Raw genomic sequence first — 25,586 nt, 5'->3', positions numbered from 1 at the left:
ATGAAAACTTTTAATAAAATAAGATTCCTATTATTTTTTTCTCTTGTTATTATCTACATTTTTTATGTCTTGTTAAGATCAGTAGAAATAATTAATGTCCATAGTATGACCCCTGGAAGTGGATATCGTATTGTTTTAGTGAAAAACTTTCCTTTAACAAATTGGGGGAAGGTTCATTGGTGGAATAGAAATAAAGAGATGCTAAAAGAAAAATATGATGTTTTTCAACCAGCTTATGATGGAAATTATGAAATTATCTTTGTTGATATAGGAAATGGATATAAGGTTGATAATGGAACAGATGAAGATTCAGATCTTCTTTGTTTTGATGATATAAATACAAAAGCTAATTGTGTTGAAAAAAGATTTGTTTTCGAAGTCTCAATGTCTAAAAATTTAGGGCTAAAATATCATTTTAGATGATGTGTAATTTTGATGGGTTTCAGATTGAGTAGTTAAAATTTATTATTCTGTAAGTGTTAATTCTATGAGTATAAATAAAGCCAAAAAATACCTTTAAACAAACCGTAAAAGTTTTGTTATTTTATGTATTGTTAAGTCAGTGTTGTTGAAAAACAAAAGGTACATAGTATGGATAGCTATAAAAAGTACACAATGGATAAAGCTGATTTGATATTGCACCCTATTATTGGCGGAGAGCTGATCTTATTGAACTATGTCGGTTTTTCACAAGAAGGCCGGTTTGAGTTTTTAAGAAAGATAGAGGGTTGTGGCCGAAGGAATGACGCTGAAATATTAGCGCTGATCAATTTCAAAAAATATCTTTCCAGTGATACCTTTATCGTTAATGAAGATTCTTATACAAAAGATAACGTCTATTTAATGGATGTTAATAACATTGATGATTTTGTTGGAAATTATTCTAAAGTGAATTCCAGTTGTTTTTTTGATGGCGATACCTTTTTTATCTCTCCTTCAAATCAAGTGCTGATTGAGTTTCAGCATAATGGTTATGTATTTTTGCATAAATTACCCATCGTATTGAATGAACAGGGGCAATCTAAAATATCAAATAAAACAATATATTATATTTGATTTCTGACTGAGTTACCTATACCCATCGTCTTTCAGGTTACCCGCTTTGCTGGTAGCACTGTTTTCATTACCCAAGTTGCTATTTATCTAAATACTGTCATTATTATGACAATATTGGGTTATAATTACTGTATTATTGTTACAATAGTGACAGGAGGTTATTCCCATGTTTTCTCTCTACACCGCCGCTGATGTACAGCATGAATTAAAAGACTTTATTAAGCGACAACGTAAACAACAAAAAGTCTCCGTCGAAGACTTTGCCAATCGCTCTGGCGTGCCATATAGCACCATTAGGAAATTTGAGCGTACAGGTAACATTTCATTGCGACAGTTTCTTATGTTATTGGAAGCGATAGATGAGTTACATCCATTGCATGATCTCACTAAAGAACGTCAGCGCGAGCCAACCACGATTGCTGAGGTACTGAAAAATGCTTAATACCCCATTGAATGTTAAAAGGAAATTTTCTGATGGCAGCAATATGCTGGTAGGGCAATTGGCGGAGAATAAAGAGGGCGTTTATTTTCAATATGATGATTCATATCTTGCAATTCATCAAAAATCACTCTCTCCGTTTTTGCTTAAGGCGGATATTTCATTACAAAAGGCGCCCAAAGAACCTCATTATGGGTTGCATGGGGTTTTTGGTGACAGTTTGCCGGATGGTTGGGGACTGTATTTAATGGATCGGGTGTTTCGCACAAATGGCTATAATCCAAAAATGGTGACCGCCTTAGAACGGTTGGCTTATATGGGTGAACGATGCTCCGGTGCGCTTTACTATGAGCCTATCATGTCCTTTTCTGATATTAATGAGAGAGATATCGATCTCATTACGCTTGGCAAAGAAGCCGTTAAAGAGTTTGAGGGTACGGGATCTGATTTTCTTAACACCCTTATGGATGCCAGTGGTTCCGGTGGTGCCCGGCCTAAACTTAATGTGACAAAATGTGTTGATGGTCGATTTTCAACCCGCGATGATGCTGTTGGAGAAAAGTTGATCATTAAATTGACTTCTGATCGGTTTTATTTGAAGCATTCAGAAAGTCTTGTTGAATATGCTTATATGAAAATGGCCGGAAATGTGGGAATTGAAGTGCCTGATTTCGGGTTATTTGACGCGGGAAATGGGCGCGTTTGGCTACAGCAAACTCGGTTTGATTGTTCGGCACAGGGACGTTACCACATGATTTCAGCCAGTGGGCTGCTTGATGCGCCATTCAGGGAGCCTTCTTTGGATTATATTGATTTGGTTAAAGTCACCAGGCGCCTGTGCGGTGTAAAAGAAGCCCAAAAACTGGTGAAACGTGCTTTGTTTAACTATCTTACTGTTAACCAAGATGATCATGCCAAAAATTTTGCTTATTTGGCTGATGATGCTGATAACTGGCGGCTTTCTCCATTTTATGATGTGGTATATATGCCGTCACCTTATAGTGAACATATGACTTCATTTAACGGTAATGGCAAAGTGATTACCGCAGTAGCATTGGAGAAATTAGCTGAACAGGCAGGGTTTTACCGTACTGCTCCTTTGAAAAATATGCTTGCGGAGATTTACGATGAGACTCGTCGTTTTCAATCAATGGCCAATGAGTTGGGGATCGATAAATCATTAGCGACTACCATTGATCAGCATATGCAGCAAAAATGGTCAGAGTTAAAAATATGACACTATAGTGTCAATAATGACTGAAAAAAGCCAATAATTGTTATTATAGTAACAGTATTGTTGATGCTGGAAATATGAGGGAAACCTTTGCCAAATCCAAACAGACAGTATTTCAGATTTGGCTATCCTCAAGTCATTTCAAATGTTCTGGCTGGGAAAATGCCCATTACAACCATTTCTTCACAAACTCGTCCAAGGGGATTGGACGGTCAAAGTAATATCCCTGCAAGTAATCGACAGAATAGTTTTTTAGCTGATTGACCTGCTTCTGATCTTCAATGCCTTCTGCCACAATTTCCAAATCCAGTCTCAGGGCAAGGTCAATAATATTTTCCACAATATGTTTAGAAATCATATCAGTATTCATTTTACTGACAAAGTTATGGCCAATTTTCACTAAGTTAACATTAAATTTTTGTAAATAGTTGTAATTGGAATAACCTGTGCCGAAGTCGTCCAGTGCAATTAATACTCCTAACTCATCCAACTTATTGAACAGACCCATAATATGTTCGTCTGGTTCTAATAATTCCCGCTCGGTAATTTCCAAAATTAATCTGACGGAATCTTCCGGAAATGCTTTAAGAAAATTCTGGCAATCATCAACCAAATGAGCGGTTTTATAATGCCTCGCACTAATATTGAAATTAAAATGGAAATGCTTGGGTAATCGATGGGCAATCGGCGCGAAGTAATTTTGAACTTGGGTAATTAAGTGATGCGTTAAGGGAATAATAAGTGCTGATTTTTCAATTTGGGCAATAAATTTATTTGGCGTCAGTATCCCGTGAACAGGGTGCTGCCAGCGGACAAGAATTTCACATCCGATTATCTCGTTGTTTCTGCTTGCAATAATCGGCTGTATATAGGGGATGAATTGCTTATTTTTAATCGCTTTTTTCAAACGATATTCTGGGAGAGTTATAGTTTTGGTGTATTTATAGCAGAATATCGCAGATAAAAGAGTCAGCAGGGAGAGTAAAATAAACCCCCTCTCTAATTCCACATCTGCTTGTATATTATCCTGATAATTGGAAAATAATCTCCAGAATATAAATCCGGTGCTGACAGTGATGGTGACGAATAACATCACGAACATCCGATACAGGGATCGGGATGATTTCAGATTAGGCCCCATCATTTCTCCTTTTTGATAAAGCGTTTATTCAACAATAGTCTTGTTATCCAAATGTGTAAAATTTTGTTAACTTATTGATTACAAAAAAAGAGGCTCTTTCTTTGAAAAAAATAATGCTGGCTATGTTACAGGAAGAAATTAGAGACAGGAAATAGCTATCTGGTGATATGTCAGAATTTGGGCAAAAAATTTTATCATGAGTGAAGAAGATCAACATAGACAAAATATTGCTGCCATCCGTGGCAGAGGGATTATTTATATATCAACATGTTATCAGTTCATTCATAACAGAGGGTGCCGCATTGGATGCATTTTGTTGACCTTGCCGTGTTGTGATTAGGGGGCTGTGATCACAATGGCTACCCGACGGTTTTCTGCCCGGCCTTTTGAGCTGCGGTTATCCGCGATAGGCTGACTTGGCCCCAATCCACGGGTTGTCAGGTTAGCCCGAAGCATGCCGCCCTGGGTCAAGGTGTCTGCAACGGTGTTAGCACGTTTAAGCGATAATTGATGGTTGTAACTCACTTCCCCATAGTTGTCGGTATGACCATCAAGACGTGCGTGATGGATGCCAACTTTGGATAAAACACTCGCCAGTTCTTTTAGTTTTGTTTCGCCTTCTGGACGCAGGTGAAACTGGTTATTACCAAACAGCACTTTTTCTGATATGCCAAATAACCAGCCTTCATCCGTTTGTTTAAATCCCTGTTGTTTCAGTGCGGTGATTTGTGCTGCTGTCAGTCTACCGTTGTTCTGGCAAGCACTGAGGAAAAGGGTAAAAATAAATGCACAAGTCACTATAAAAAAACGATTTTTACTCATGATGAGTTCCTTGATAGATAGTTTAGTTTTGTTGTATCAGCGGCATACCAGCCTCCACCCCGTTGTTTGATGTGGTACATGGCAGCGTCAGCTTCTGACAGGAGTTGTTCTGCCGTTAGGTCACCGTTGGATAGGGCGATACCAATACTCAGCGTGATGCGTAAGTGTTGGCCGTTGGGAAGAAGAATGGGAGTATCCATGGCGTGGATGATATTTTTTGCGACACGTTCTGCATCTCCCAGATTGGCGGAAGGGAGTAAGATGGCAAATTCATCCCCGCCAAGCCGGGCGACGGTATCTGTTTTTCTGACTCTTCTTTTTAACGTGGCCGCAATCGTGACAAGAACGTGATCACCGGCAGCATGACCATAGACATCGTTGACATATTTCAGTCGGTTGCCATCGATAAACAATATAGCGGCACTTTCGCGCATGAATTTATCATTCATGACGGTTGAAAGTACCCGCTCAAAGGTTGCTCGGTTTGGCAAGCCCGTCAGGGAATCGTGTTGTGCCTGCCAGGTTAAAACGGCTTTCTCTGTTTGCAGGTGGTGTTGCCACTCTTCCAGCTCTTCAAGCAGGTGATTGAAAACTTGGCTTAACTCATGCAGTTCAGCGATATGGGCAGAAGGAACCCGCCGTGAAAACGCCCGTCGCTGGCGGACGTCATGGGCGACGACCGTAATGTTTTGCAAGGCCCTGACAATCCCATCGTGCATACGCAGGGAAAGATAGAGGGATATCACGGCACTGAACAGCAGGCAGACAAACAGCACTAACAGAGCCTGATAAATAAATTGGATAATATGGTCACTGTTACCAATTAACCAGACTGATCCTACTTTTTGCTGGTGATGGTAGATTGGCAGGGTGAGAGGCTCTGGAAACAACCAACGTTCGACCAATTTTTTCAAATTGCCCGTTCGGGTTTCCTGATTGACCTGCCAATGGGCTAATACTTGCTGTTTAGCATCAAAAATCTTGGCTTCGGTGAAACCATCATGAACCGCAATCATTTCCAATATCTCTTTTGCGGCAGTCTGATCCTGAAAGACCACGGCCGCTTGTGCAGTATGTGCGATGGTTGTGGAGATCAGTTTCAGGTTATTTTCGGCATATTTTTGCATGGCAAGCAATGCCAATAGAGACAGGAACAAGCCCACCACGGATAAGATGGTAAATGTAATAATCAGGTGGATCTTGTGAAAAGCCTGACGTAGGGTAGGGCGTGATGGCATCAGTGAATAACGCTTTTTCATACGGATTATTCCACCTTGCGTGCCAATTGCAGGACATTCGGATTTACGCGTACACCACTACGCGTCAAAATATCAAGGTTGAGGCTGAACGTTGCCTGAGTGCTGTCAATGTTGAGGCAAAATGCGCTGCCGATCTCACATCCCGGATTATTTTCAGCAATCGTAAGCAGGGGTTTGTCATTTTTCTGGTTAATGACCTGATGTTGGAGCTGTGGGGCGACTTGACCATAGTAAATAATGTCACATCTTTTTATTAATTGTTCTACGTTGAAATTCAGGCTCTCGACTTGTAATTCTGTGTGGTCAGAAATCACATTTGTGTGGGTTAATACACTAATGTAATTGGATGGGGGCACCAAACATAAACGCAGGGCAGTCGGTGTGGCAGGCCAATGTGTATAACTGATGATCCCGGAGACGACCCGTGCAACATTTTCATGGGTATCAGGCATGGCCACTGCTGTTGGATTACACATTACGTTGATGAAAAACAAGGTCGTCAGTACCTGTATAAATAATCTGGAAACACAACGTTTAAAAACAATGCGTTTAAAAACAATACGTTTTAAAAAGATGCGTTTTAAAAAGATACGTTTTAAAACAACATGCTCACAAACAGTGCGTTTACAAAGATGATGATTCCTTTCAATCATTTGCATAACGATTTCCAGTATTCGCCTTTCATATAGTGTAAATAATAGTGTTGAAGTTGATAAAGTATTTACCCAGTCAGAGCCTATCCCATTGGGTATTATACCCGTCATACTTCAAGCTGCCTCTTTGTTGGCTACGCTCACTCACCCCGGTCACATAGTTATCTATGCTCCCGGGGACTTGCTCCCTTGCCGCCGCGATGCAACTCGAATTATTTTGGGTATAGTGGCACCGGTTGAGATAGGCGGTGAAATCTATTACTCACCCAATGCGGTTATTTGGCGTTGGATTGATAACCATGAAACATAATATCAGTGTGTAATTAATAGATTGCTATCTCTATGTTGATGAGTTTTCATCGATACCTATTATATGTCCATGATTGTCATAAGTGATACTGGAAACTTTGCTTTGCCTTAAGACATCTAATAATTTCTGTTCCAGAATAAAACTTTGCGCCACTTCCGTCTGAGTGAGTACGGGACGATGATGGCGGCGTTCTACTCTAAATCGTCGTTGATTGTATTTGGCCCAGCCAATTAGCAACAATGCATTGAATATCGCAATGACGATATAAAGAACAATTGACCCTAGCTCTAACGTGAATACTGAAGCAAAAGGTCTGGGGCCATGATGAGAAGAAGTAAATAATCCGATGGTGAATAAATAGACGAAACCAACCCAGGCCAAAATGGTCAGCAAAATATCCATCAGGCGGGGTGTTAATCTTTGTTCGGTAAAAATCAGTGGATTTTTCATGGTTCGATCCTCTCTATTCCCCGATCAGGGCTTTCCCAGCGGGCACGTTTTCTGCGTACCATGAGCATCACTTTGGGGAACGATACCAGTGTCGTAAATAGACTTAGCATCCAATAGACCATCGGATACCAAATTATCCAGAAAAGTGATGATGCAACGTGTTTCTCATAGCGTCGTTCAATCACCAAGCTGACAGTAAACTGAATCAGGCAGGTGACTGCCAGCACCAATCCCGTATATCCGGGTGGAAACAACGTATAGACGCGAATATTTTCCGGTAATGTGAAGAGCATACCGATTAAAAATAAAATGATAGAAAGGGCAAACGTAAATGACCAAATAACCGAACAGCAGAATTCTACAAATAACACCCACATGCGGCGATATTCCCATGACCACAATTTACGTAGGTTTTTCAGGAAAACTTCGGCTCCACCTTGTGCCCAGCGTAATCGCTGTTTCCATAATCCCTTTAGCGTTTCAGGCATCAAGATCCAGCAGATGGCACGCGGTTCGAAAAAGATAGACCAATGGTGCAATTGGAGTTTCCAACTGATATCAATGTCTTCCGTGATCATATCATTGCTCCAGTAACTAACGTCAGCCAGCGCCCTGCGGTTAAAGGCAGCGACGACACCAGAAACAGTAAATACCTGACCATAAACCCGTTGGGTGCGTTTAATCAGGCCAATGATGGAGGAGAATTCTCCAACCTGCACACGTCCGACTAACGTTGAGCGCGTGCGAACACGGGGATTGCCCGTGACTGCACCCACCCGGGGATGATCAATCATGGGCTTGACCAGCCAAACGGCGGCATCGTGATCCAGCAGGGCATCGCCGTCAATGCAGACCAGATAATCACTTTTAGCGGCAGCCGCACCCGCCTGAAGCGCCGTCGCTTTTCCTTGATTCTGTTTCAGGTGTATCACTCTTAAGGCCGGGTGCTGTTTTGCCATGGCATTGAGTTCATCAGCGGTACTGTCATTTGAACCATCATTGATGGCGATGACTTCAATATTGGGATAGCGCTGATTTAATGCTGCCAGTAATGTTTCGCGAACATTGGGTCCTTCGTTATAGCAGGGGATTAAAATGGAAATCAGGGGATTGCCATTAAGCTGTGGCGCTTCTTCATCACAGCGTTTCCAATGCCTTTCCCGATAAAACCAAAAATAGATGCCCCCTGAGATCCAAATGGCTGACATGAACAATGGCCAAAAAAAGACAAAGTTCAGCATGACTTCACCGGTAAAAGCGACGGCGATGCCAAGGGGAATGCTCAGGACAAGGCAGAGCACGATAAAAGCAAGAATACGATCAATCATTAAGTGGATACCATTCAGGGGAAAGAACAGGACGAATTTCATTCATTTCTGGTTGATTATTGAGGAAATCATCAGGGTAATAACCAAAACTCTGAGCACCATTGAGTTGTAATTGGCGCATCCATTCAGCTAATTGATATCCGGGGATCGCTCTTGTCTCCATCGGTTTGCGCCAATCGACGGATTGGAGTTCAAAGACCGTTTTATCCAATGCCTGTGGGCGTTGTGCAATGATTTTCACCAGGCGGGACAGCCACTGATGACTTTTTGATAGCGGTACATTTTCCATCAATGGCATCGCCATCGGCGCGACCCAATCGTAATGAGTGAGGAAATCATCCAGATTCTGGGCAAACCACTCTTCACTGTCAGGTTCCAGTATTGGCAGGGCAAAAATATTACGTGCAGTTTTAATCTGATAACCCCGTACTGACTTAAGCTCCTGTGTCAGCTCATGGGTAAAGTCAATCAGGTACTGGCTTTTGAAACGTGTCCAACGGGCGAATTGGTCAGGATTTTGGCGAATGGCTGTGATAGATGCAGGCAAACCGGCGGCTTGATAGGCTTTTATCGCATCCGGGCCGGCATCTTCAAAATCAGACATGACGGCATCATCGTGATACAGAATTCCCTGAAAAATGGTATGGGCTGCCAAGTCTTGATAAATCTCTTTGATCTTCCGGCGGTTTTCTGCGTTATAAGGAGACAGGCGACGGTATTGTGTCGGGTTCACAAACAGCGTGTTATGACTTTCGTCATAACTCATCACGCGCGGGAGTGAAGGCTCCAGCTCAAATGCCAGAACGGGCATCCATGCGTAAACCTTAATGTTCAATCGACTGTGGAGTTGCCAGGAAACGCGGTTAAATAAATCCGCCCGCATGGGCAGCCAGCGGTTGGGGAAATAAAGCTCACGCACATTGCCATCGCCTTTCGGATCGGCAAAGGCTTGCAGGAAAACGGTATTGACGCGCAGATCGGCAATGCGCTGCACGAGTTCGTCGAGATTACTTGCCTGTTGAACCGGGTCAGGGTCATAGACATAGTCCAGATCAATATGGGCAATGCGCAGGATCGGTTTGTTTTGCACTCGAATGACCTGCTCGGCAAATTCTTTCAGGGAGGGATTATTGGTGAGCAATATCCGTGGAACGTTATCAAGGTTATTGACGTTCGCCAGCCCATCATCCAGTGTGAGTGCCATCCTGTAGCCATGACGTTTGGCTATCTCCAGTGTCACACCGCTATCCATGCCATAAGGCCAGACCCAAACGCGGGGCTGTTTGCCGGTGGCGGACACGATCCTTTGAGTAATCATGGCGACATCTTTTTCCATCCGTTGGCGAAAAGCCTGATCACTCTCATATTGGCCTGTTTTCGGATCATAAATACGAATGGCGGCGGCAGGCTCCGTATTCCCTTGTGGATTCCCGATGGCACCATAATGATGCTGATAAGTGTGGGAACCTATTTCCACTAAACCCGAACGGGACATTTCAGCCACTTGTTCCCAGGTGGTGAAACGTTCCCGTGGCATCATCAAGCCACCAAAATTGACGGGTTTTCCATCGGGGGCATCAACCCAGATGCCAACAGGAGCCAGAATTGCCGGCCAATGATAGGCTTTAAGCAAAGGAAAGACCCGATGGTAGAAACTACTGTAGCCATCATCGAAAGTCAGCAATACTGCCTTGGGAGGCAAAGGGGTTCCGCCTTGGTTGGCCGTGAGGATTTGATCGACCGTCACCGGCTGATAGCCATTTTCCCGCAACCATGCAAACTGGTCATTCAAGGCGCTGGTACGGACTGACATAAAACGTTGGTCAGCACCATCATCTTCAACATCATGGTAAGCCAGAACAACGAAACCATTTTGCGGCCAGGGACGCTCATTCATGGCAAGAGGGCGTTGCGCTGGTGGAACGAAGTCAGGTTTTTCTGCGTGTGCCAGCATGCGGAGTTGGGGAATGAGCAGGCTAACCAACAGTGCCGATATCATCAACCCATGGCGAAAAATGTTATGTATCATAAGAAATCCTTTAGAAGCGATAGACTAAATCAAAAGCAGCTTGCAGATGACTTTCCCGTTCACCGTCGTAAGGGCGTTTATCCAGCGTGACCCTTATTCCGGCATCAATGACATCATTCCATTTAATGCGCTGACCATATCCCACCATGGTGATCAGGCCATTGCCATAATTCTGCTGCCAATATTGCCCCACACCGGCCACAAATTGCTGGCTCCAGACCGTTTGATAATGCCGATAGATAATGTGATCGGCTTCCAATTCAGGCAGGAGCGTAAAATCACTTTTGGGATTGAAATAAGCTGTATCCTGATGACGGCTATTTTGGGTGGAACTGAGTTCCAACGTCGCATCAAGTTTCAGGTAAGGTTGGGTGTACAGACGCTGAAGGCCGTCGATGCCGTATTCAAGCCGATGATTGCCGTCAGAAAAAAATGAAGGGGCAAAACGCGCGGTCCATTGGCTGCGCTCGTTGTCTCTCCAGCGGGTATAAATTTGCCCGCCATGGGCGTGAATATTATGACTCAATGCGTGCAGGGGAGTGTTACGGGCAAGACGTTCTGCTGATCCGCCCAGACGCCATTGGTCATTTAAATCATGCCATCCTGCAATACGCAAGCCCATTTTGTGGCCATGGCGGTAGTCATGTGCAGACATTTCTCCTGCTAGCCAAAGATCGCGGGAACGCCATTCCACACCCGCGCGCAAATCCCGGTGCAAACCTTGCCCTTCTGAAAATTGGCCGCGATTGTACGCACTACCGACCAATAAACGCCAGTGATCATCAATCGGTGGGCTATAAAGTACCGCATCAATATCTGAACTGTGTTTACCGCTTTTCGGGCTATCCGAATCCATGCCCTGATTGAACCTGATGCGTAATTCTGACATGTGGTGCACATTGCGCAGGCGATTAAAACGTTTGGCCGGCATATTTTCGGGGGCGCGGGTAATCACATCATCAGCCAGCAAATCCATCTGGTGCCACTCCTGCAAAGCGAGGGCGGTATAGCCCTGTTGGATTTCCAGAGACAAATCGCGTGGCTCCAATCCCTCAATCTGTTTCAGCTCACTTTCTGCACGACGGGGCCAGCCGCGATCCAGCCAAATGGCGGACAAATCAATCCGCAATTTTTGATTGCCGGGCGCGGTGCGGGCTAAATGGGTGAAGCGTTTTTCGGCCTCTGGAAAATCTTCACGCAATTGTGCTGATTCAGCCAAAAATTGCTGCCCTTGTAGCCAGTCATCATTAGGCACAGGAAGAGGAGAACCAAAAACATTGACCTTATAAGCATTGCGTTGTTTTACATGGGCAGCAAGCTGCTGTGCATCGTCCAGATGTTCGCTTTCTGCATCCGCATAAAAAAGAATAATGTCATCTTCCGGGGGGATATGGGGCAAAGAGGGATTACTCAACACCGGAATATTCCTATTGGGGGAATTTGGGGAAGGGTTCTTGAGATGATCGCTTTTGGGATAATTCAAGGCACGCAAAATCTCCCGTGCTTTGTTGGGCTGGCGTAAATTCAGATAGGCGGAAGCCGCCCATTTTTGTGCATATGCCGGGATATTCACGCCTTCTTTGCTTTCGGCTTGTTTTTGCAACGCCTGATATTCATCGATCACTTCCTGCATCCGATGGCGGGCAAGTAAAGCGCCAAGGCGATCAATTCTGGCCCGTTGGTAATCCTGGCGGGCATCAGGCAAAGAACGCCATTGACTGAGCATCATCTCGTAGCGTGCCAGTGCCCTATCAGCGAGATCAAACCGTTCTTTTTCGCTGCGATTGGGGATGATCGACAAGCGAACCAGCTCTGCGGCTGCGTCGGTTTCCAACTTGCGCCATTGTTCATCGGTTAACAATGGTTCGTCGGTTAACAATGGCTCATCGGTTGATCGGGCTGAGTGTTGCTGTGCCAAACGCCAGGCGGGATCACTGACCCGATTATTTTTCAAGCTGAATAGATAGTCCTGCGTGACTGCGCTATTGTCGGGAAACCGGTCATGAGCGATAGAAAGCATTTGCATGGCATCCCATGCACGGCCGGCGGTTTGATCAACATAGGCCATCAAACGGTAATTGGCTGGATTGGGCTGACTCGCCAGTAAATCCTTTGCCAGACGTCGGGCTTCTTTGTCCTGTTTGGCATCCGCAAGTGTCATAATCAGCCCGGCTTTTATATCACTGTTTTGTTTGTCGGCAGCCAAGGCTGTACGCCATAGCTGAATCGCCGGTGACCATTGGCGTTGATTGCGGTAAGCCCGTGCAACAGCCGTAATGCCTCTGACGGGAATAGCCATTGAACGATAACGTAGCCAGAGAGAAATAACTTCTTCGTCCTGTCCAGCCCAGCTTGCAACTTGTAACCAATCAGTAACTTGTGAGGAAGAAAGAGGCTGTCGTTGTTCTTCCTGACGAATATATTCAAGCATGGGGAGGGTATGACCATTTCTGGCTTGTTGAATTAAAGCATCGTAATCTGCTTGTGCAGATTCCGTTGTTATTAGACAACTTAGTGATATAAATAACGACAACAGCTTATACCGATATCTATGATAGCCTATCGGCCGAGAATAAAGATATGACACGCTATCCCCTTTTTGTACTGCCAATTGATCTTACAAGTAGCAGAGCCAGACGGAATGATATTAAATTTAAATTAGGGTGAATTTTTGATTTCTTCATTTTTGAAGAGGCAGAATAATACGTATTGCGTGAATTAAGATCAACGGTAAGTTTTCAGTAAATAATAGTCTGCATTTGATTTTTGTAGGGCATTATTCCCATATAAAACAGTATATATAGATTATTTTATTGATATGTTATTTTTATTTTCGCTTTAATATCAATGGGTTTTATGGTTTTTTCATATGACTATTCAAAATAGAAATAAATGAATTCAGCGTATTTTTATTATTTCAACAAAAAATATTTTTGATAAGAGTAAATGTTTTTCATTGTTTTTATCGTGTCGTTAGCAATGGATAATTTTGTTAACTTTGTTTTCTATAATCCTGCTATTGGAAAAAGTTTTGTTACCGTTGGGTTAATGTTGTTTTTGATTTGTTTTTTTCAGTAAAAAATAAATAAGTAAGGTTAAGTTCATTGCTTTTATTTTTGTGTTTAAATCTGGTTTGCTCGTCTTTTGAGGCTTATTCTGTGGAATTAAATGCTGTTTTTATGAATGTTATATACTGGATTATAATATTGGGCCAATTCTATTGATTAATATTATACTTTTTACCCGCCTTTTTAGGCGGACAAGTCATGGTCAAAAAAAACCTCACAAATAATAAGTGCTTTCACAATTTTTTATGGTTCGTATAATTTTTTTCTTTATCATGTTGTTAATGGGTAAAGATGTGAATCAAATTGCCGATATTATCGCTGATGTATGCGTGTATCTTAGTGCCGGAAACGTCATGGGCAAATTCGCTTGTTCAGTACTATTGTTGATGCTGATAAATTTCTCCAGCAGCATCCCCCATTTCCACAAATGCGGCTGTGGGGGCTGAATGCGTGGGATAAGTCAACCTATTCCGCCCCTACAGGCGGCTATTTTAGGGACAAAACATCAGCCTGAATGTAGCCAGTGGGATCTTTTGCTGCGACAGGCACTGGATGCCATCACTAAGAATAAAATGGAAAAAGTTGTCATTGCACGAAAAACCGAGCTGACGCTGAATTCGCCATTGCCGGCCGCACAATTGATGGCTGCCAGTCGAGGCGTCAATCATCATTGTTATCATTTCATACTGGCGTTTAGTGCCAATCATGCTTTCCTTGCTTCGACACCTGAATGGGCGCAATGGTTGTTGGAAGATCAAAAGAACCAGCATGAAAACCTGATTGTGGTTGATGATATTTGCCAACGTTTGCAAGGCGGGGTTGTTTCGGTGGATGTCGCTCCGCCTGATGTGATCCGCCTGAGGAAAGTGCAGCATCTGCGTAGGCATATTCGCGGGGTATTTATGTTTGGATCAGAGTGAATTTGCCGTTTCGCTGCGCTGTGCGCATATTGATGACAATTTACTGTCGCTCTATGCCGGGGCAGGGATTGTTGCGGGTTCTGAACCAGATCAGGAATGGATCGAAATAGAAAATAAAGCCGCTGGGTTACGGACATTATTGGTCAATGGGGTGGATGGATAGAAAGGCAAAAACAAACAGACGGGTAATCAGATGTTACCCGTGTTGATGAATCACCAGGCTGAATGACTTATTTCTGTTCTTTTGGGTTAGGAATAAATAAACTTCCACTAGGTTACAATTATTCTTTATAAAAGCGTCATTATTGCTTTGAATGGTTGTTTTATGTAACTTAACTGGTTGTTTTTCATATAAAGATGTTATATTTTGTAAGCAATGAGAATGGGGGTTTTTGATGGTGTTCTCTCTCAATTGTTATCGCTGATTTAGTATACTATCCTTATTTCTTATTCTTGAGTATTGAAAATAGAATATGAAAATTAACCCATTAAATGTTTTATTTTGATTAAGGTGAGGCTGAAATGAGTAGAAGGGAATTTGAAAGGGAGTTTATGGATGGTTCTGTAAGTTTTGAAAATGGAACATTAGTACCTTTAAGTGATAGCAAATTAATAAGAGAGAGAAGATATTCTGAACTTCAAAGTGAACTTCAAAAAGAATTAAATGACAATGAAGATCTTTATGTCTTATTAACAATTGAAGAAGCTATCCATTTTGTAAAAAATATGTGTGGCCCTAACCCTCATTCATCATGGAAAGAGGCTGGTTTTTTATGTTTAGATACTGTCACATCATTTACAGGAAATATCATTGATGTCAAAGGCTTTGCAAACCTAGCAAAAGAACTCAGTAGTAATTTCAGCGTGAAAGTGACTGAGTTTGTTGATAGGTATGGAAATAGAAGCATAAAGCTAACCGGCCGAACAGGGGTTAGAAAATTTTTAACTGCGGCTAAATATAGTGTGAATAATTGGAAAGTAATAGACATAGGTATAGGCACACAAGGCATGAGAAATGGTGTCATCAGTGGAGCCAGGAAAGTTGTTTTTGTTGCAGCAGCTTATAGATTATTAGAATTTGCGTTTAGAGATGAATATGATATTTACAATTTTTATGGAGATATCACCATGGATGCAGCCAAAACAGCCGTTGGCGTTTTGGCTGGTATTGTAGTTACAGCTATTGCTGGAATGGTTTTAACTGCGGGTAGTTATGCACTTCTTGTAGCTGGTGTAGCTGTTGGGGTCGGTATTTTGGTTGGCTCTCTATTATATTATCTTGATAATAAATATGAGTTAAGTAAATCTCTGATAGAACATTTGCGAAAAATGGATCAAATGGCCGCTAAGCATCCAAGACACTGTATTCAACCATTTGGTTATCCTTGTCAAGAAATAAAGTTAAAATAGTGATTTTATTTTAATGATTTTTTATCCTAAAGGTAAGGAGATTAGTATGGATAACAAAGATAGACGTATTGTTATAATAGGTTCTTTTTCTTTGATTTTAGCTTTGATATTTTGTGATGTATTTATTTTTGAAGATATTTCATCAATTTTGAATGGAGGAAAAGAAATAAGTTTTTCTTGGAAAACCATCGCTATTTTATCCGGTACGCCATTTTTATTATATATGTTATCATGTGCTTTTTATTATAGTATTACCTCAAAAACTATGAGGCTGAATAATGATTTGGTCAAGATCCTTTTTATCATTTTTTTAGTTTTTTCCTTTTTAGGTTTCCCAATTTCTTGGTATGTGGATGCAAAGTTGAAACGGGAAGGATATGTTGTTTGTGACAGATTATCCGTTGGTGCACCAAATAAATATGTGAAATATCCAAAAACGTGTCGCTAAGCATATATTATACATATGCTTAGCTATTTTTTTTAGTAAACTCTGTCTTCCCATATACTATAGGCAGATGTCCCTGCCGTTATATGATTCCATGTTATGGATTTGTAATTTAGTACAACCTTTTCGTATGGCATCATATCATGATCATTTATAGAATGTGGGTAGACACAGGAAATATCTGCGATAGTTGATTCTGTGATTTTGACTTCATAAAAAAGTTCTAATTGTCCTATCTGACTTGTTCTGTAGAAAATAAATGCACCGCTCAATGACTCATTAGAATCTATTGCCATGGATAACAAAGGAGATGATTTATCTATGGGTTTGATAAATTGTATAGGGCTATGGCTAACATTTTGTTGACGGGACATAGAGTGGTTTAAGCTGAGTACCTGTATTTGATCTTCATGACCTTTTTGATACCGATTACCTATCGAATCGAGAGTAGAACAGCCGGCTGATATAAGGCCTTGCTTCTTACCATTTAAGGATAAGTAAATCATATATGACATAAAAGTTACCCTTTTAGTTTTTCGAATTATCCAAACCCAGTGTTGAATTTGGGGAAAGGTATAACCTAACACATTAGAAAAATTTTTGATGGTTACGTCAAGGCAAAAAAGATCTTCTTAAGCTCCTTTTTGTTGGTTGTCATTTTTAAGTCTTGAAAAGAAAAAACCATCTCGCCTTGGCACAATAACAAATTTTGAGTCTATTTTAATCAAGTAAAACCCAATTTTTACTGAAAAAATTTGGTTTCTTTTGTTATTGCAATGACCGGTTTAATAAATCAAGAAATAAATTATATGGTGGATAATAACCTCATAAATTTATTTTTGCTTATTTTCAAATCAATTGATTGGTGGGTTTTTATTCGCCATGCTCTTTGGGTTTTGTTTTATCTAATTGAATCTAAACAAATAAATAAAGAAATAGAGCATCTTATTTCCTATATTAAATATAACTTAGTAAATTATTTACCTTAGTGAAAGAAACCATAGTCAAAATTTATAGAATGATAGTAATCATTAGTTTGCTAATTATATATTATCTTTAAATTACTGAATTTTTAGCACGATATTCATTGATTTCATCTATACATAATGTCATTCAGTAAACATTTAGGAAAAATGCAGAATAAAATTCTAACTTTATATTTAAATTAGATAATTATGTTGATCTATATCATATAGCCGCTATTATGATCTCGTCTTATCCGAAATGTGCGAACGAACCTTACAACAGGCCACGTAGGGGGATACAAGCCGGCTTTATTTGGATGAAAGACAATGGCTGTAGATGCATGATGTATGGCATTAAAACTGTCTATCAAGTAGGTGAACTTATTTCCATATCGTCTGTAACCAGTCGAAGGAATGTTTTTGTATATTGACTAATGGGGTTTAATTTAAATGAAATCTAAGCTGCTTATTTCTTCTCTTTTTGTATCTTCATTCTTTGCCGCAACTGCAAATGCGGCAGATGGGACAATTAATTTTTCAGGGGAAGTAATACAGAATGCTTGTAAGGTTCATGGCGATTCTGCTAATCAAAACGTTATTATGGGCGTAGTGAGTGCAGATGCATTTAAAAAGGTAAATGATACTGCTGCACCAACACGCTTCCAGATTAAATTGGTTGATTGCCCTGAAGAGATGAAACAGAACAATATCGCTATTAAGTTTGATGGCCCAAGTGATAGTGATAATAGAGAACTTTTAGCTTTGACTAAAATAGATAATGCTGCATCTGGTGTCGCTATTGGTATTTATGAGGCTGATACTCAGACTCGTGTTTCTATAGCGGGAGATTCTGAAAATAACCTTCTGCATAAAGGTGCTGGTCAAGAATTAAATTTCCTTGCCAAGTATGTGGCGACTAAAGAAAAAGTAGGCCCTGGCTCTGCTAATGCAGTGACTAACTTTACGGTGGTTTATAATTAATTATTCGGCACTCTGAATATGATATATCCACTGAATTTCAGTTTGCAGTATATACCCTATGGATCTTAAGAGGCTGCCAATAAATCGGCGACGTGAAAGACGACGGGTATAAGGGCATAAAACCTGGCAAGGATGCCTGGTTATTCAATTGAATATGACCCATCATGATTGGGCGGAGAAAAGATCGTGTCGTATTACCGTTTGTTTTTTTATGCTTTTGTGTGTTTTTTTTGTTGTAATATTGCCGTGGCGGGTGTTGTTGTGGGGGGAACCCGAATTATTTATCTAAGCGATAAGAAAGAAGTGTCTATATCTATTAATAATCCTGAAAAAGAAACGACTTATTTGATTCAAAGCTGGATTCAAGATGAGAACGATAAAACAAAAACTCCTTTTGCTGTGACACCGCCTCTATTTACACTTCCGGCAAATAATGAAAATATTTTACGTATTGTTAAAGTTGGCAATGAATTACCGATGGATAGAGAATCGGTATTTTGGCTTAATGTCAAATCGATTCCTGAAACAGATAATTCCGATCCCGCTGTAAACCAGTTACAGATTGTTGTCAATTCACGGCTAAAATTGTTTCATCGCCCGGGGGCATTGAAAGAAAAGGCGGCAACGGCTTATAAGGAAATCAAGTTCAAACAGGAAAATGGTTTATTGGTTGCCGAAAATCCTACGCCTTATTTTATCTCTCTTTCATCTCTGCGTGTCGATAACCATGATATTAGACATGCCGGAATGATTAAGCCTTTTAGCCAATCAAGTTGGCCTTTGCCATCTAAAAATGCCAAAACAGTAAGTTGGGAAGTGATCAATGATTATGGCGGTGTCACTAAGGCAGAGCTCACTGATCTTTAATTTATTAATGATCTCATCATATTGTCAGAAAATTAAATATGTCAAAGAACACCAAACATAATCCTGCAAGCGTAGTATATCGTGGCCGGAATGATAAATTTTTAATTTCCATGTTGATTATAGCAGGGAATTTTCTTTGTTATTTAACCGCGTATGCAGAGCATAAATTTAATATCCATGCTTTGCAAGTGGGGGGCGATTTACCGGATGATATTGACCTTGCTCTTTTTCAAGAGGGTCTTCAACCACCGGGTATTTACTGGGTGGATATTTATTTAAATAAAAAAGAGGTGAGTAAAGGCAATATTGAATTTATTTTGCAAGACGGACGGTTGCAGCCAAAAATCACACTCAAACAATGGAAAGAGATGGGCATTAAGATGGATGCTTTCCCTGAATTAGCCGGATTAGCCCCTGAAACAGTGATTACCGATATCGGTAAATATATTCCGTCTTCCGGCACAGATTTTGATTTTAACCGTCAGCAACTGCATATCAGTATTCCTCAAGCTGCGTTGCATTATCGTTCCAGAGATGATGTTTCTCCTGAGTTGTGGGATCAGGGACTAACGACATTGTTGATGAATTATAGCTATAGTGGATCGACAAATTGGCAGGATCAACATAATCCAACCCGGAATAATTATCTGAATTTAAGATCAGGTGTTAATTGGCACGCCTGGCGCTTACGCAATAATGCCATTTATTCTGATCAAAACCAACGCTGGAAAAGCCTGAGCACCTATTTGCAGCGCGATATTCATCCCCTTAAGGGGCAATTGACCCTTGGTGACAGTTTCACCTCTGGTGTTCTGTTCGATAATATTGAATTTCGTGGGCTTTTACTGACATCTGATGAAAATATGTTGCCGGATAGCCAGAAAGGTTTTGCCCCTCTTGTCCGTGGTATTGCCCTGAGTAATGCGCAGGTGACCATCAAGCAGAATGGTTATGTCATTTATCAGACTTATGTGGCTCCCGGAGCATTTGAAATTAGCGATCTCTATCCCACGATTTCCAGTGGTGATTTGGACATTATCATCAAAGAAGCTGATGGCCGGGAACGTAAATTTACTCAGGCATTTGCCACCGCGCCCATTATGTTACGGGAAGGAAACGTCAGGTATTCGTTGGCGATGGGGCGTTATCGCTCTGCCAGCAGTCACAGTCGGACGCCTTATTTTTCTCAGGGTACGTTGACTTATGGTTTCCACAATAAGTTTACGTTTTATGGCGGTACAATTGTATCCTCTGATTATCAATCTGTTTTAGTCGGCTCTGGTGTGGATTTGGGCCATCTTGGCTCGTTCTCATTTGATGCTAGCCATGCCAGCGCTGAATTGCCATCAAGGAAAAAATCCCCCGGGCAATCTTACCGCCTGCGGTATGAGAAAGATTTTTCGCAGACGGGAACGCATTTGACATTGACCGGTTATCGCTCTTCAACGGCAGGATTTTATGCTTTTGGCGAGGCCAATCGTTCTAGTGATACCCACCGATTATTTGCGCATTTTAATCCCAAAAGTAAGTTGCAGTTGCAACTTCATCAAACATTGGGGGATTTTGGTGGCTTCTATATAACAGCATTGCAGCAGGATTATTGGAAAGAAAAGGGGCGAGAACGCTCTCTCAATGCGTCTTATGACCTTAGTCATTGGGGGATCAATTATGGACTGAATTATTCCTATCACTTGCGTCCACATTCCGATGTGCATGATCAAATCCTCGCATTCAGTATTCATGTTCCTCTTGATCGTTGGCTGAAAAATAGCTGGGCCAGTTATAGTGCCAATCTCAATAGGAACGACAGAATGTCCCATCAAGTCAGCCTGAACGGTACAGCACTTGAAGATCATAACCTGTTCTACAGTTTGCAGCAGAGCTACGCCAATCAAGGAGAAGGCGGGAGTGGGAATATTCATGGGGAGTATAAAGGAACTTATGGCCGAATTAATGCTGGCTATAACTATCAACACCATAGCAAACAGCAACGCCATAGCAAACAGCTAAATTACGGAGTGAGTGGGGGTGTTGCCGTTCATCCCTATGGCCTGACCTTATCACAAGAGTTGGGTGAAACTGCGGTATTGGTTCGGGCCGAAGGCGCAAAAGGCATCAAAATTGCCAACAATACGGCGGTTGCCACAGATTGGAACGGCTATGCGATTGTGCCGCATGTCAGCAGTTATCGTAAAAACCGAGTGGCACTGGAACCCCAATCATTTGCCGATGATGTTGATATTGATGTGAATACACAATCCGTTGTACCAACAAAAGGTGCCCTCGTTCTGGCTAACTTTCAGGCTCGAATGGGAAATAGGGTATTGATGTATTTGATGCATCGTGGCAAGCCAGTCCCTTTCGGGGCGAAGGTCACACGGGATCAATCAAATGCGCCGGATAAAAACGGGTTTGATCAAAATAACCGTGCGATTGTCAGTAATGAAGGGCAGGTTTATCTCACGGCATTGCCCGATAGTGGCAGGTTGCGGGTCAAATGGGGATCCTTAGAGGCCAAAAGCTGTACGGTCAATTACACCTTGCCGAAAGAGAAACCTCAGTCCGGTGTCTATACCTTGGATATGAATTGCAAATAGGATCAGGTTCATATGTTTATTACCCATATGTTTAGCACGCATAAAAAATATCGATTATTATTGGCTGGCTGTATGCTGATTCTTCTATCAATGAGCGCTTACGGTCATGCCGATCCTTGTCGTTTCGACAATAGGCATATCACGCAGAAATTCTCCGTTAATGCCGGTCGATTTTTAGTGAATCGAGACATTAAAGTGGGTGAAGTCATTGACGCTTATCCCATCAAGCAAATGAACATGGATAAATTCCACTGTGATGGTTCGCAACGGATAGAATGGGAATTCACGGGGTATTCCCTTAGTGCAATGAATGCCAGTGGGAAAATTTATGACTCCGGGATATCCGGTATAGGCATTCGGATCAATGACCAGAATAATGAGATGAAGATTGAGTTTGTGAAAACAAAATCTGCAACGGGTTCGGGTAGGATAAAACAGGGTGTGATAACGGCGCGTCTGGCAGGAACGACCCTATATTCTTATTCTCTCAGTGAAATACACTTTATTACCCCCACTTGTTCCCTACAAGAAAAGAATATTCGTATTCCAATGGGCAAAATAGGAAGCTCACAGTTTTCTGGGGTGAATAGCACGGCGGGAGAGCGTCATTTCGAGATCGATTTGGCCTGCAATACCCATGTCCCCATTGAGTTAGTGTTGAATCCGATTATTCCGGGCAAGGCGGATGATGTACTGGGGCTTGATCAGGATAGCCATTCAGCGGATGGAATTGGCCTTCAGGTTCTGTATCAAGATCAGCCGGTTATCTTCAATTCATCAGTCAAACCCGGCAGTAGTATGAATGGAATATATTCTGTTCCGTTCAAAGCGCGTTATATCCAGACCGCTGCTCACATTACGGCTGGCAAGGCTAATGCCACGGCAACATTGAATATCGTTTATCCTTAAATCCCTTCAATCCTATGATCAGCCATAATCTATTTTTTGTGGCTGGTTTATTTTTCTATCACGTCATTTCACCTTTGGGGATTTTTGGGCGTAAAAATTCCCCCGTTTTGTTGCCCATTAAATGGCAATTCCTTGAACTAAGATAAGGAAATTGTTTTTACAGGCATTATGATGAAAAAATACTTATATAATACTTCTTAATTTATCGGCACTATTCTTTGAAAAGACGTTTCTTTGAAAAAACGTTCTTGAGCATCATATGTCAAACAGCGCACTGAACCGCCGTTGGGCGGAACTTTTATTGGAAGCATTGACCCGCCATGGATTACGTCATGTCTGTATTGCCCCCGGTTCCCGTTCGACACCATTGACACTGGCCGCAGCAGAAAATCCTAAACTGCTCTGCCATACTCATTTTGATGAGCGTGGCTTAGGACACTTGGCTCTGGGGCTGGCAAAACCAGGTAAAGAGCCGGTGGCCGTTATCGTGACATCGGGAACTGCGGTGGCGAATTTGTATCCTTCCTTGATTGAAGCTGGCTTGACGGGAGAGCGATTGGTGTTTCTCACCGCAGACAGGCCACCAGAATTAATTGATTGTGGAGCGAATCAGGCTATTCGTCAGAGAGGCATTTTCGCTTCCCATTCGGCACAAGCCCTGGCATTGCCGACGCCAACCACAGCAATTCCCGCCAGTTGGCTGGTTTCCACCATTGATGATGGGATGTCGAACCTGAAACAAGGTGTATTGCATATTAATTGTCCGTTTGCTGAACCCCTGTATGGCAATGATGTCACCGCGCATCAAGATTGGCTGCAAACATTGGGGGGCTGGTGGCAGGGAAATCAGCCATGGCTGATCCAGACAGAAATCAAGACGACAACACCGGTCGCGGATTGGGATCACTGGCGGAAAAAACAGGGCATTGTACTGGCGGGAAGAATGAGTACCGAAGAGGGCGCACTCGTCGCGCAGTGGGCAAAAAAAATGGGCTGGCCTCTGGTGGGGGATGTGCTGTCCCAAACCGGCCAGCCTTTACCGGGTGCCGATTTGTGGTTGAATCATCCCCGGACACAGGCGATTTTGGCACAGGGGCAGTTGGTGATTCAATTTGGCAGTAGCCTGACAGGAAAACGGCTGTTGCAATGGCAGGGCAAATGCCAGCCGGAGCAGTACTGGATTGTTGATCCGATTGCAGGCCGGCTTGATCCCGCCAATCACCAAGGGCGTAAGTTTACTTGCCATGTGGCGGATTGGTTACGGGAACATCCCGCCCATGACCAAGCGCCTTGGGCTGATGAATTAAGTCGATGGTCAAAAAAAGCGTTTCAGTGTGTTAAAACTCAGCTAGCGGGGAAATTCAGTGAGGCGGCAGTGGCACATCAACTGCATCAATTGTTGCCGGAGCAGGGGCAGTTGTTCGTTGGCAATAGCCTGATTGTGCGTCTGATTGATGCCTTGGGTCAGTTGCCGGTGGGTTATCCGGTTTACAGTAACCGGGGGGCGAGTGGCATCGATGGATTGATCGCAACCGCAGCAGGAGTACAGCGGGCAACCAACAAACCAACACTGGCTATTGTCGGGGATATTTCTGCCCTCTATGACCTGAATAGTCTGGCTTTATTGCGCGATCTTTCTATTCCCATGCTATTGATGGTGGTGAATAATAATGGTGGACAGATTTTCTCATTGTTACCGACACCGGAGGAAAAGCGTCAGCGTTTCTACTGTATGCCGCAAGACGTTAATTTTGACCATGCCGCCGCCATGTTTGGCCTGAATTATGCTGCTCCCGTCAATTGGCCGGAATTAAAACAGTGCACAGAACAAGCATGGAAGAGTGAACAGGCAACATTGATTGAACTAAAAGTCGAGGGCAATGCCGGGGTGCAGAGTTTGCAGGCGCTGTTGAAACAGGTGTCTGAGCTGTGAAACTCCATTGCCAGACGTTTCATGCCAATAATCAGGGAACATGGCTGGTTTGGCTGCATGGTCTATTGGGCAGGGGCGATGATTGGTTGCCTTTGGTCAATGTTTTTGATCAGTACGCTTCTTTGCTCGTTGATTTGCCCGGTCACGGTCATTCTGCCGATATTACGCTGACCGGGGGGTTTACTGAAATGAGTGAATTGCTGAGTGCAACGTTATCTGAGCATCAGATCGAGAATTACTGCCTGATTGGTTACTCATTGGGGGGACGAATTGCGATGTATCAAGCAACTCAGGGTCACCATAAAGGATTAAAGGGATTGCTGGTGGAAGGCGGGAACCCCGGATTATGTTCCCAAAAGGAGCGTGACGTGAGATTACAGCATGATCGGCATTGGGCACAGCGTTTTCGTCAAGAACCTGTCGCGTCTGTCTTAACGGATTGGTATCAGCAGCCCGTATTTGCTGATTTAACGCTGGCGCAACGAGAGCGGCTTATTCAGCGCCGCAGTCAGAACAGCGGAAAAAATATTGCCGACATGTTGGAAAATACCTCGTTGGGCGTTCAGCCTTGCTTGCTTCCTGATTTACAGCAAATGACAATACCATTCTCCTATCTGTGTGGCGAAAATGATCATAAATTCCAGAGCATAGCCAGACAGTATACACTGCCATTAAACATCATCCCCCAGGTTGGACATAATGCCCATTATGGCAATCCTGCGGCTTTTTCTGCCGCAGTGAACCATTTTTTATCATTTTTTGGTTAAGGA

The 25,586-nt window shown here is 42.4% G+C and carries 21 protein-coding genes and 1 pseudogene; 13 read left to right on the top strand and 9 right to left on the bottom strand.

Annotation, left to right across the window (positions count from 1 at the left end):
* The 4 genes from Xbed_RS04260 (at window position 1) to Xbed_RS04245 (ending at window position 2,732) form a co-directional block, all read left to right on the top strand.
* Window positions 1–423, top strand: coding sequence for a DUF943 family protein (locus tag Xbed_RS04260; protein ID WP_086111697.1), 423 nt, complete (start codon window positions 1–3; stop codon window positions 421–423).
* 168 nt (window positions 424–591) lie between these two features.
* On the top strand, window positions 592–1,056 hold the full coding sequence (locus tag Xbed_RS04255; protein WP_086111696.1) for a hypothetical protein: 465 nt from the start codon (window positions 592–594) through the stop codon (window positions 1,054–1,056).
* A gap of 166 nt (window positions 1,057–1,222) precedes the next feature.
* On the top strand, window positions 1,223–1,498 hold the full coding sequence (locus Xbed_RS04250) for a helix-turn-helix domain-containing protein (protein ID WP_086111695.1): 276 nt from the start codon (window positions 1,223–1,225) through the stop codon (window positions 1,496–1,498).
* A complete protein-coding gene (locus tag Xbed_RS04245) occupies window positions 1,491–2,732 on the top strand; it encodes a type II toxin-antitoxin system HipA family toxin (RefSeq protein ID WP_086111694.1) in 1,242 nt (413 codons plus the stop codon). Before Xbed_RS04250 ends, Xbed_RS04245 begins: the two co-directional genes overlap by 8 nt.
* Window positions 2,733–2,898: 166 nt before the next feature.
* Here the strand turns inward: Xbed_RS04245 and Xbed_RS04240 are convergent, their stop codons facing one another.
* The 8 genes from Xbed_RS04240 to pgaA form a co-directional block, all read right to left on the bottom strand.
* On the bottom strand, window positions 2,899–3,822 hold the full coding sequence (locus Xbed_RS04240) for a cyclic diguanylate phosphodiesterase (protein ID WP_244182403.1): 924 nt from the start codon (window positions 3,820–3,822) through the stop codon (window positions 2,899–2,901).
* A gap of 384 nt (window positions 3,823–4,206) precedes the next feature.
* Entirely contained in the window at window positions 4,207–4,692 is a 486-nt protein-coding gene (gene yfiB, locus Xbed_RS04235; RefSeq protein WP_086111692.1) for an outer membrane lipoprotein YfiB, read from the bottom strand.
* Window positions 4,689–5,951, bottom strand: coding sequence for a diguanylate cyclase DgcN/YfiN (dgcN, locus tag Xbed_RS04230; protein ID WP_086111691.1), 1,263 nt, complete (start codon window positions 5,949–5,951; stop codon window positions 4,689–4,691). The genes yfiB and dgcN overlap by 4 nt, the downstream gene beginning before the upstream one ends.
* A gap of 5 nt (window positions 5,952–5,956) precedes the next feature.
* A complete protein-coding gene (gene yfiR / locus Xbed_RS04225; protein ID WP_244182402.1) occupies window positions 5,957–6,403 on the bottom strand; it encodes a regulatory sequestration protein YfiR in 447 nt (148 codons plus the stop codon).
* Between the two features lie 541 nt (window positions 6,404–6,944).
* The gene (gene pgaD / locus Xbed_RS04215) at window positions 6,945–7,364 is read right to left on the bottom strand and encodes a poly-beta-1,6-N-acetyl-D-glucosamine biosynthesis protein PgaD (protein WP_086111689.1); all 420 of its coding nucleotides are present in this window, start codon (window positions 7,362–7,364) and stop codon (window positions 6,945–6,947) included.
* Window positions 7,361–8,692: a poly-beta-1,6-N-acetyl-D-glucosamine synthase gene (gene pgaC, locus Xbed_RS04210; protein ID WP_086111688.1), complete on the bottom strand. Its 1,332-nt coding sequence runs from the start codon at window positions 8,690–8,692 to the stop codon at window positions 7,361–7,363. Before pgaC ends, pgaD begins: the two co-directional genes overlap by 4 nt.
* Window positions 8,685–10,721, bottom strand: a complete 2,037-nt coding sequence (gene pgaB / locus Xbed_RS04205; RefSeq protein ID WP_086111687.1) for a poly-beta-1,6-N-acetyl-D-glucosamine N-deacetylase PgaB — start codon at window positions 10,719–10,721, stop codon at window positions 8,685–8,687. The genes pgaC and pgaB overlap by 8 nt, the downstream gene beginning before the upstream one ends.
* Window positions 10,722–10,731: 10 nt before the next feature.
* A complete protein-coding gene (gene pgaA, locus Xbed_RS04200) occupies window positions 10,732–13,308 on the bottom strand; it encodes a poly-beta-1,6 N-acetyl-D-glucosamine export porin PgaA (protein WP_208612191.1) in 2,577 nt (858 codons plus the stop codon).
* Window positions 13,309–14,250: 942 nt separating this feature from the next.
* On the opposite strand from pgaA, the pseudogene Xbed_RS04195 reads away from it, so the two are divergent.
* The 3 genes and pseudogenes from Xbed_RS04195 to Xbed_RS04185 form a co-directional block, all read left to right on the top strand.
* Window positions 14,251–14,872, top strand: a pseudogene (locus tag Xbed_RS04195) (chorismate-binding protein); the annotation flags it as partial.
* A gap of 359 nt (window positions 14,873–15,231) precedes the next feature.
* Window positions 15,232–16,119 carry a hypothetical protein gene (locus tag Xbed_RS04190; RefSeq protein ID WP_086111686.1) on the top strand — a complete coding sequence of 296 codons (888 nt, stop codon included), beginning with the start codon at window positions 15,232–15,234 and terminating at the stop codon, window positions 16,117–16,119.
* 46 nt (window positions 16,120–16,165) lie between these two features.
* Complete coding sequence (locus Xbed_RS04185; RefSeq protein WP_167371864.1) at window positions 16,166–16,567, top strand: DUF1240 domain-containing protein; 402 nt, start codon at window positions 16,166–16,168, stop codon at window positions 16,565–16,567.
* Between the two features lie 32 nt (window positions 16,568–16,599).
* Here Xbed_RS04185 and Xbed_RS04180 read toward each other — a convergent pair whose 3' ends face one another.
* Window positions 16,600–17,079, bottom strand: a complete 480-nt coding sequence (locus Xbed_RS04180; RefSeq protein WP_086111684.1) for an Hcp family type VI secretion system effector — start codon at window positions 17,077–17,079, stop codon at window positions 16,600–16,602.
* 900 nt (window positions 17,080–17,979) lie between these two features.
* Between Xbed_RS04180 and Xbed_RS04170 the strand changes: the two genes are divergently transcribed.
* From Xbed_RS04170 to menH, 6 genes are all read left to right on the top strand, one after another.
* Entirely contained in the window at window positions 17,980–18,510 is a 531-nt protein-coding gene (locus tag Xbed_RS04170) for a fimbrial protein (protein ID WP_086111682.1), read from the top strand.
* A gap of 186 nt (window positions 18,511–18,696) precedes the next feature.
* Entirely contained in the window at window positions 18,697–19,377 is a 681-nt protein-coding gene (locus Xbed_RS04165) for a fimbrial biogenesis chaperone (RefSeq protein WP_086111681.1), read from the top strand.
* A gap of 38 nt (window positions 19,378–19,415) precedes the next feature.
* Window positions 19,416–21,974, top strand: coding sequence for a fimbria/pilus outer membrane usher protein (locus Xbed_RS04160; protein WP_086111680.1), 2,559 nt, complete (start codon window positions 19,416–19,418; stop codon window positions 21,972–21,974).
* A gap of 12 nt (window positions 21,975–21,986) precedes the next feature.
* Window positions 21,987–22,883 carry a fimbrial protein gene (locus Xbed_RS04155; protein ID WP_086111679.1) on the top strand — a complete coding sequence of 299 codons (897 nt, stop codon included), beginning with the start codon at window positions 21,987–21,989 and terminating at the stop codon, window positions 22,881–22,883.
* 259 nt (window positions 22,884–23,142) lie between these two features.
* Window positions 23,143–24,816 carry a 2-succinyl-5-enolpyruvyl-6-hydroxy-3-cyclohexene-1-carboxylic-acid synthase gene (menD, locus tag Xbed_RS04150; RefSeq protein WP_086111678.1) on the top strand — a complete coding sequence of 558 codons (1,674 nt, stop codon included), beginning with the start codon at window positions 23,143–23,145 and terminating at the stop codon, window positions 24,814–24,816.
* A complete protein-coding gene (gene menH, locus Xbed_RS04145) occupies window positions 24,813–25,583 on the top strand; it encodes a 2-succinyl-6-hydroxy-2,4-cyclohexadiene-1-carboxylate synthase (RefSeq protein ID WP_086111677.1) in 771 nt (256 codons plus the stop codon). Before menD ends, menH begins: the two co-directional genes overlap by 4 nt.
* Window positions 25,584–25,586: the final 3 nt, after the last annotated feature.

It is taken from the genome of Xenorhabdus beddingii (genome assembly GCF_002127545.1).
GTDB lineage: Bacteria > Pseudomonadota > Gammaproteobacteria > Enterobacterales > Enterobacteriaceae > Xenorhabdus > Xenorhabdus beddingii.
This window is presented reverse-complemented; position numbering and strand designations above follow the sequence as displayed.

What these genes read in the sequence shown, in the direction of transcription:
- Xbed_RS04260 (WP_086111697.1), top strand. Translation starts at nt 1, where the DNA reads ATGAAAACTTTTAATAAAATAAGATTCCTATTATTTTTTTCTCTTGTT.
- Xbed_RS04255 (WP_086111696.1), top strand. Translation starts at nt 592, where the DNA reads ATGGATAGCTATAAAAAGTACACAATGGATAAAGCTGATTTGATATTG.
- Xbed_RS04250 (WP_086111695.1), top strand. Translation starts at nt 1,223, where the DNA reads ATGTTTTCTCTCTACACCGCCGCTGATGTACAGCATGAATTAAAAGAC.
- Xbed_RS04245 (WP_086111694.1), top strand. Translation starts at nt 1,491, where the DNA reads ATGCTTAATACCCCATTGAATGTTAAAAGGAAATTTTCTGATGGCAGC.
- Xbed_RS04240 (WP_244182403.1), bottom strand. Translation starts at nt 3,822, where the DNA reads ATGTTATTCGTCACCATCACTGTCAGCACCGGATTTATATTCTGGAGA.
- yfiB (WP_086111692.1), bottom strand. Translation starts at nt 4,692, where the DNA reads ATGAGTAAAAATCGTTTTTTTATAGTGACTTGTGCATTTATTTTTACC.
- dgcN (WP_086111691.1), bottom strand. Translation starts at nt 5,951, where the DNA reads ATGAAAAAGCGTTATTCACTGATGCCATCACGCCCTACCCTACGTCAG.
- yfiR (WP_244182402.1), bottom strand. Translation starts at nt 6,403, where the DNA reads ATGCCTGATACCCATGAAAATGTTGCACGGGTCGTCTCCGGGATCATC.
- pgaD (WP_086111689.1), bottom strand. Translation starts at nt 7,364, where the DNA reads ATGAAAAATCCACTGATTTTTACCGAACAAAGATTAACACCCCGCCTG.
- pgaC (WP_086111688.1), bottom strand. Translation starts at nt 8,692, where the DNA reads ATGATTGATCGTATTCTTGCTTTTATCGTGCTCTGCCTTGTCCTGAGC.
- pgaB (WP_086111687.1), bottom strand. Translation starts at nt 10,721, where the DNA reads ATGATACATAACATTTTTCGCCATGGGTTGATGATATCGGCACTGTTG.
- Xbed_RS04190 (WP_086111686.1), top strand. Translation starts at nt 15,232, where the DNA reads ATGAGTAGAAGGGAATTTGAAAGGGAGTTTATGGATGGTTCTGTAAGT.
- Xbed_RS04185 (WP_167371864.1), top strand. Translation starts at nt 16,166, where the DNA reads ATGGATAACAAAGATAGACGTATTGTTATAATAGGTTCTTTTTCTTTG.
- Xbed_RS04180 (WP_086111684.1), bottom strand. Translation starts at nt 17,079, where the DNA reads ATGTCATATATGATTTACTTATCCTTAAATGGTAAGAAGCAAGGCCTT.
- Xbed_RS04170 (WP_086111682.1), top strand. Translation starts at nt 17,980, where the DNA reads ATGAAATCTAAGCTGCTTATTTCTTCTCTTTTTGTATCTTCATTCTTT.
- Xbed_RS04160 (WP_086111680.1), top strand. Translation starts at nt 19,416, where the DNA reads ATGTCAAAGAACACCAAACATAATCCTGCAAGCGTAGTATATCGTGGC.
- Xbed_RS04155 (WP_086111679.1), top strand. Translation starts at nt 21,987, where the DNA reads ATGTTTATTACCCATATGTTTAGCACGCATAAAAAATATCGATTATTA.
- menD (WP_086111678.1), top strand. Translation starts at nt 23,143, where the DNA reads ATGTCAAACAGCGCACTGAACCGCCGTTGGGCGGAACTTTTATTGGAA.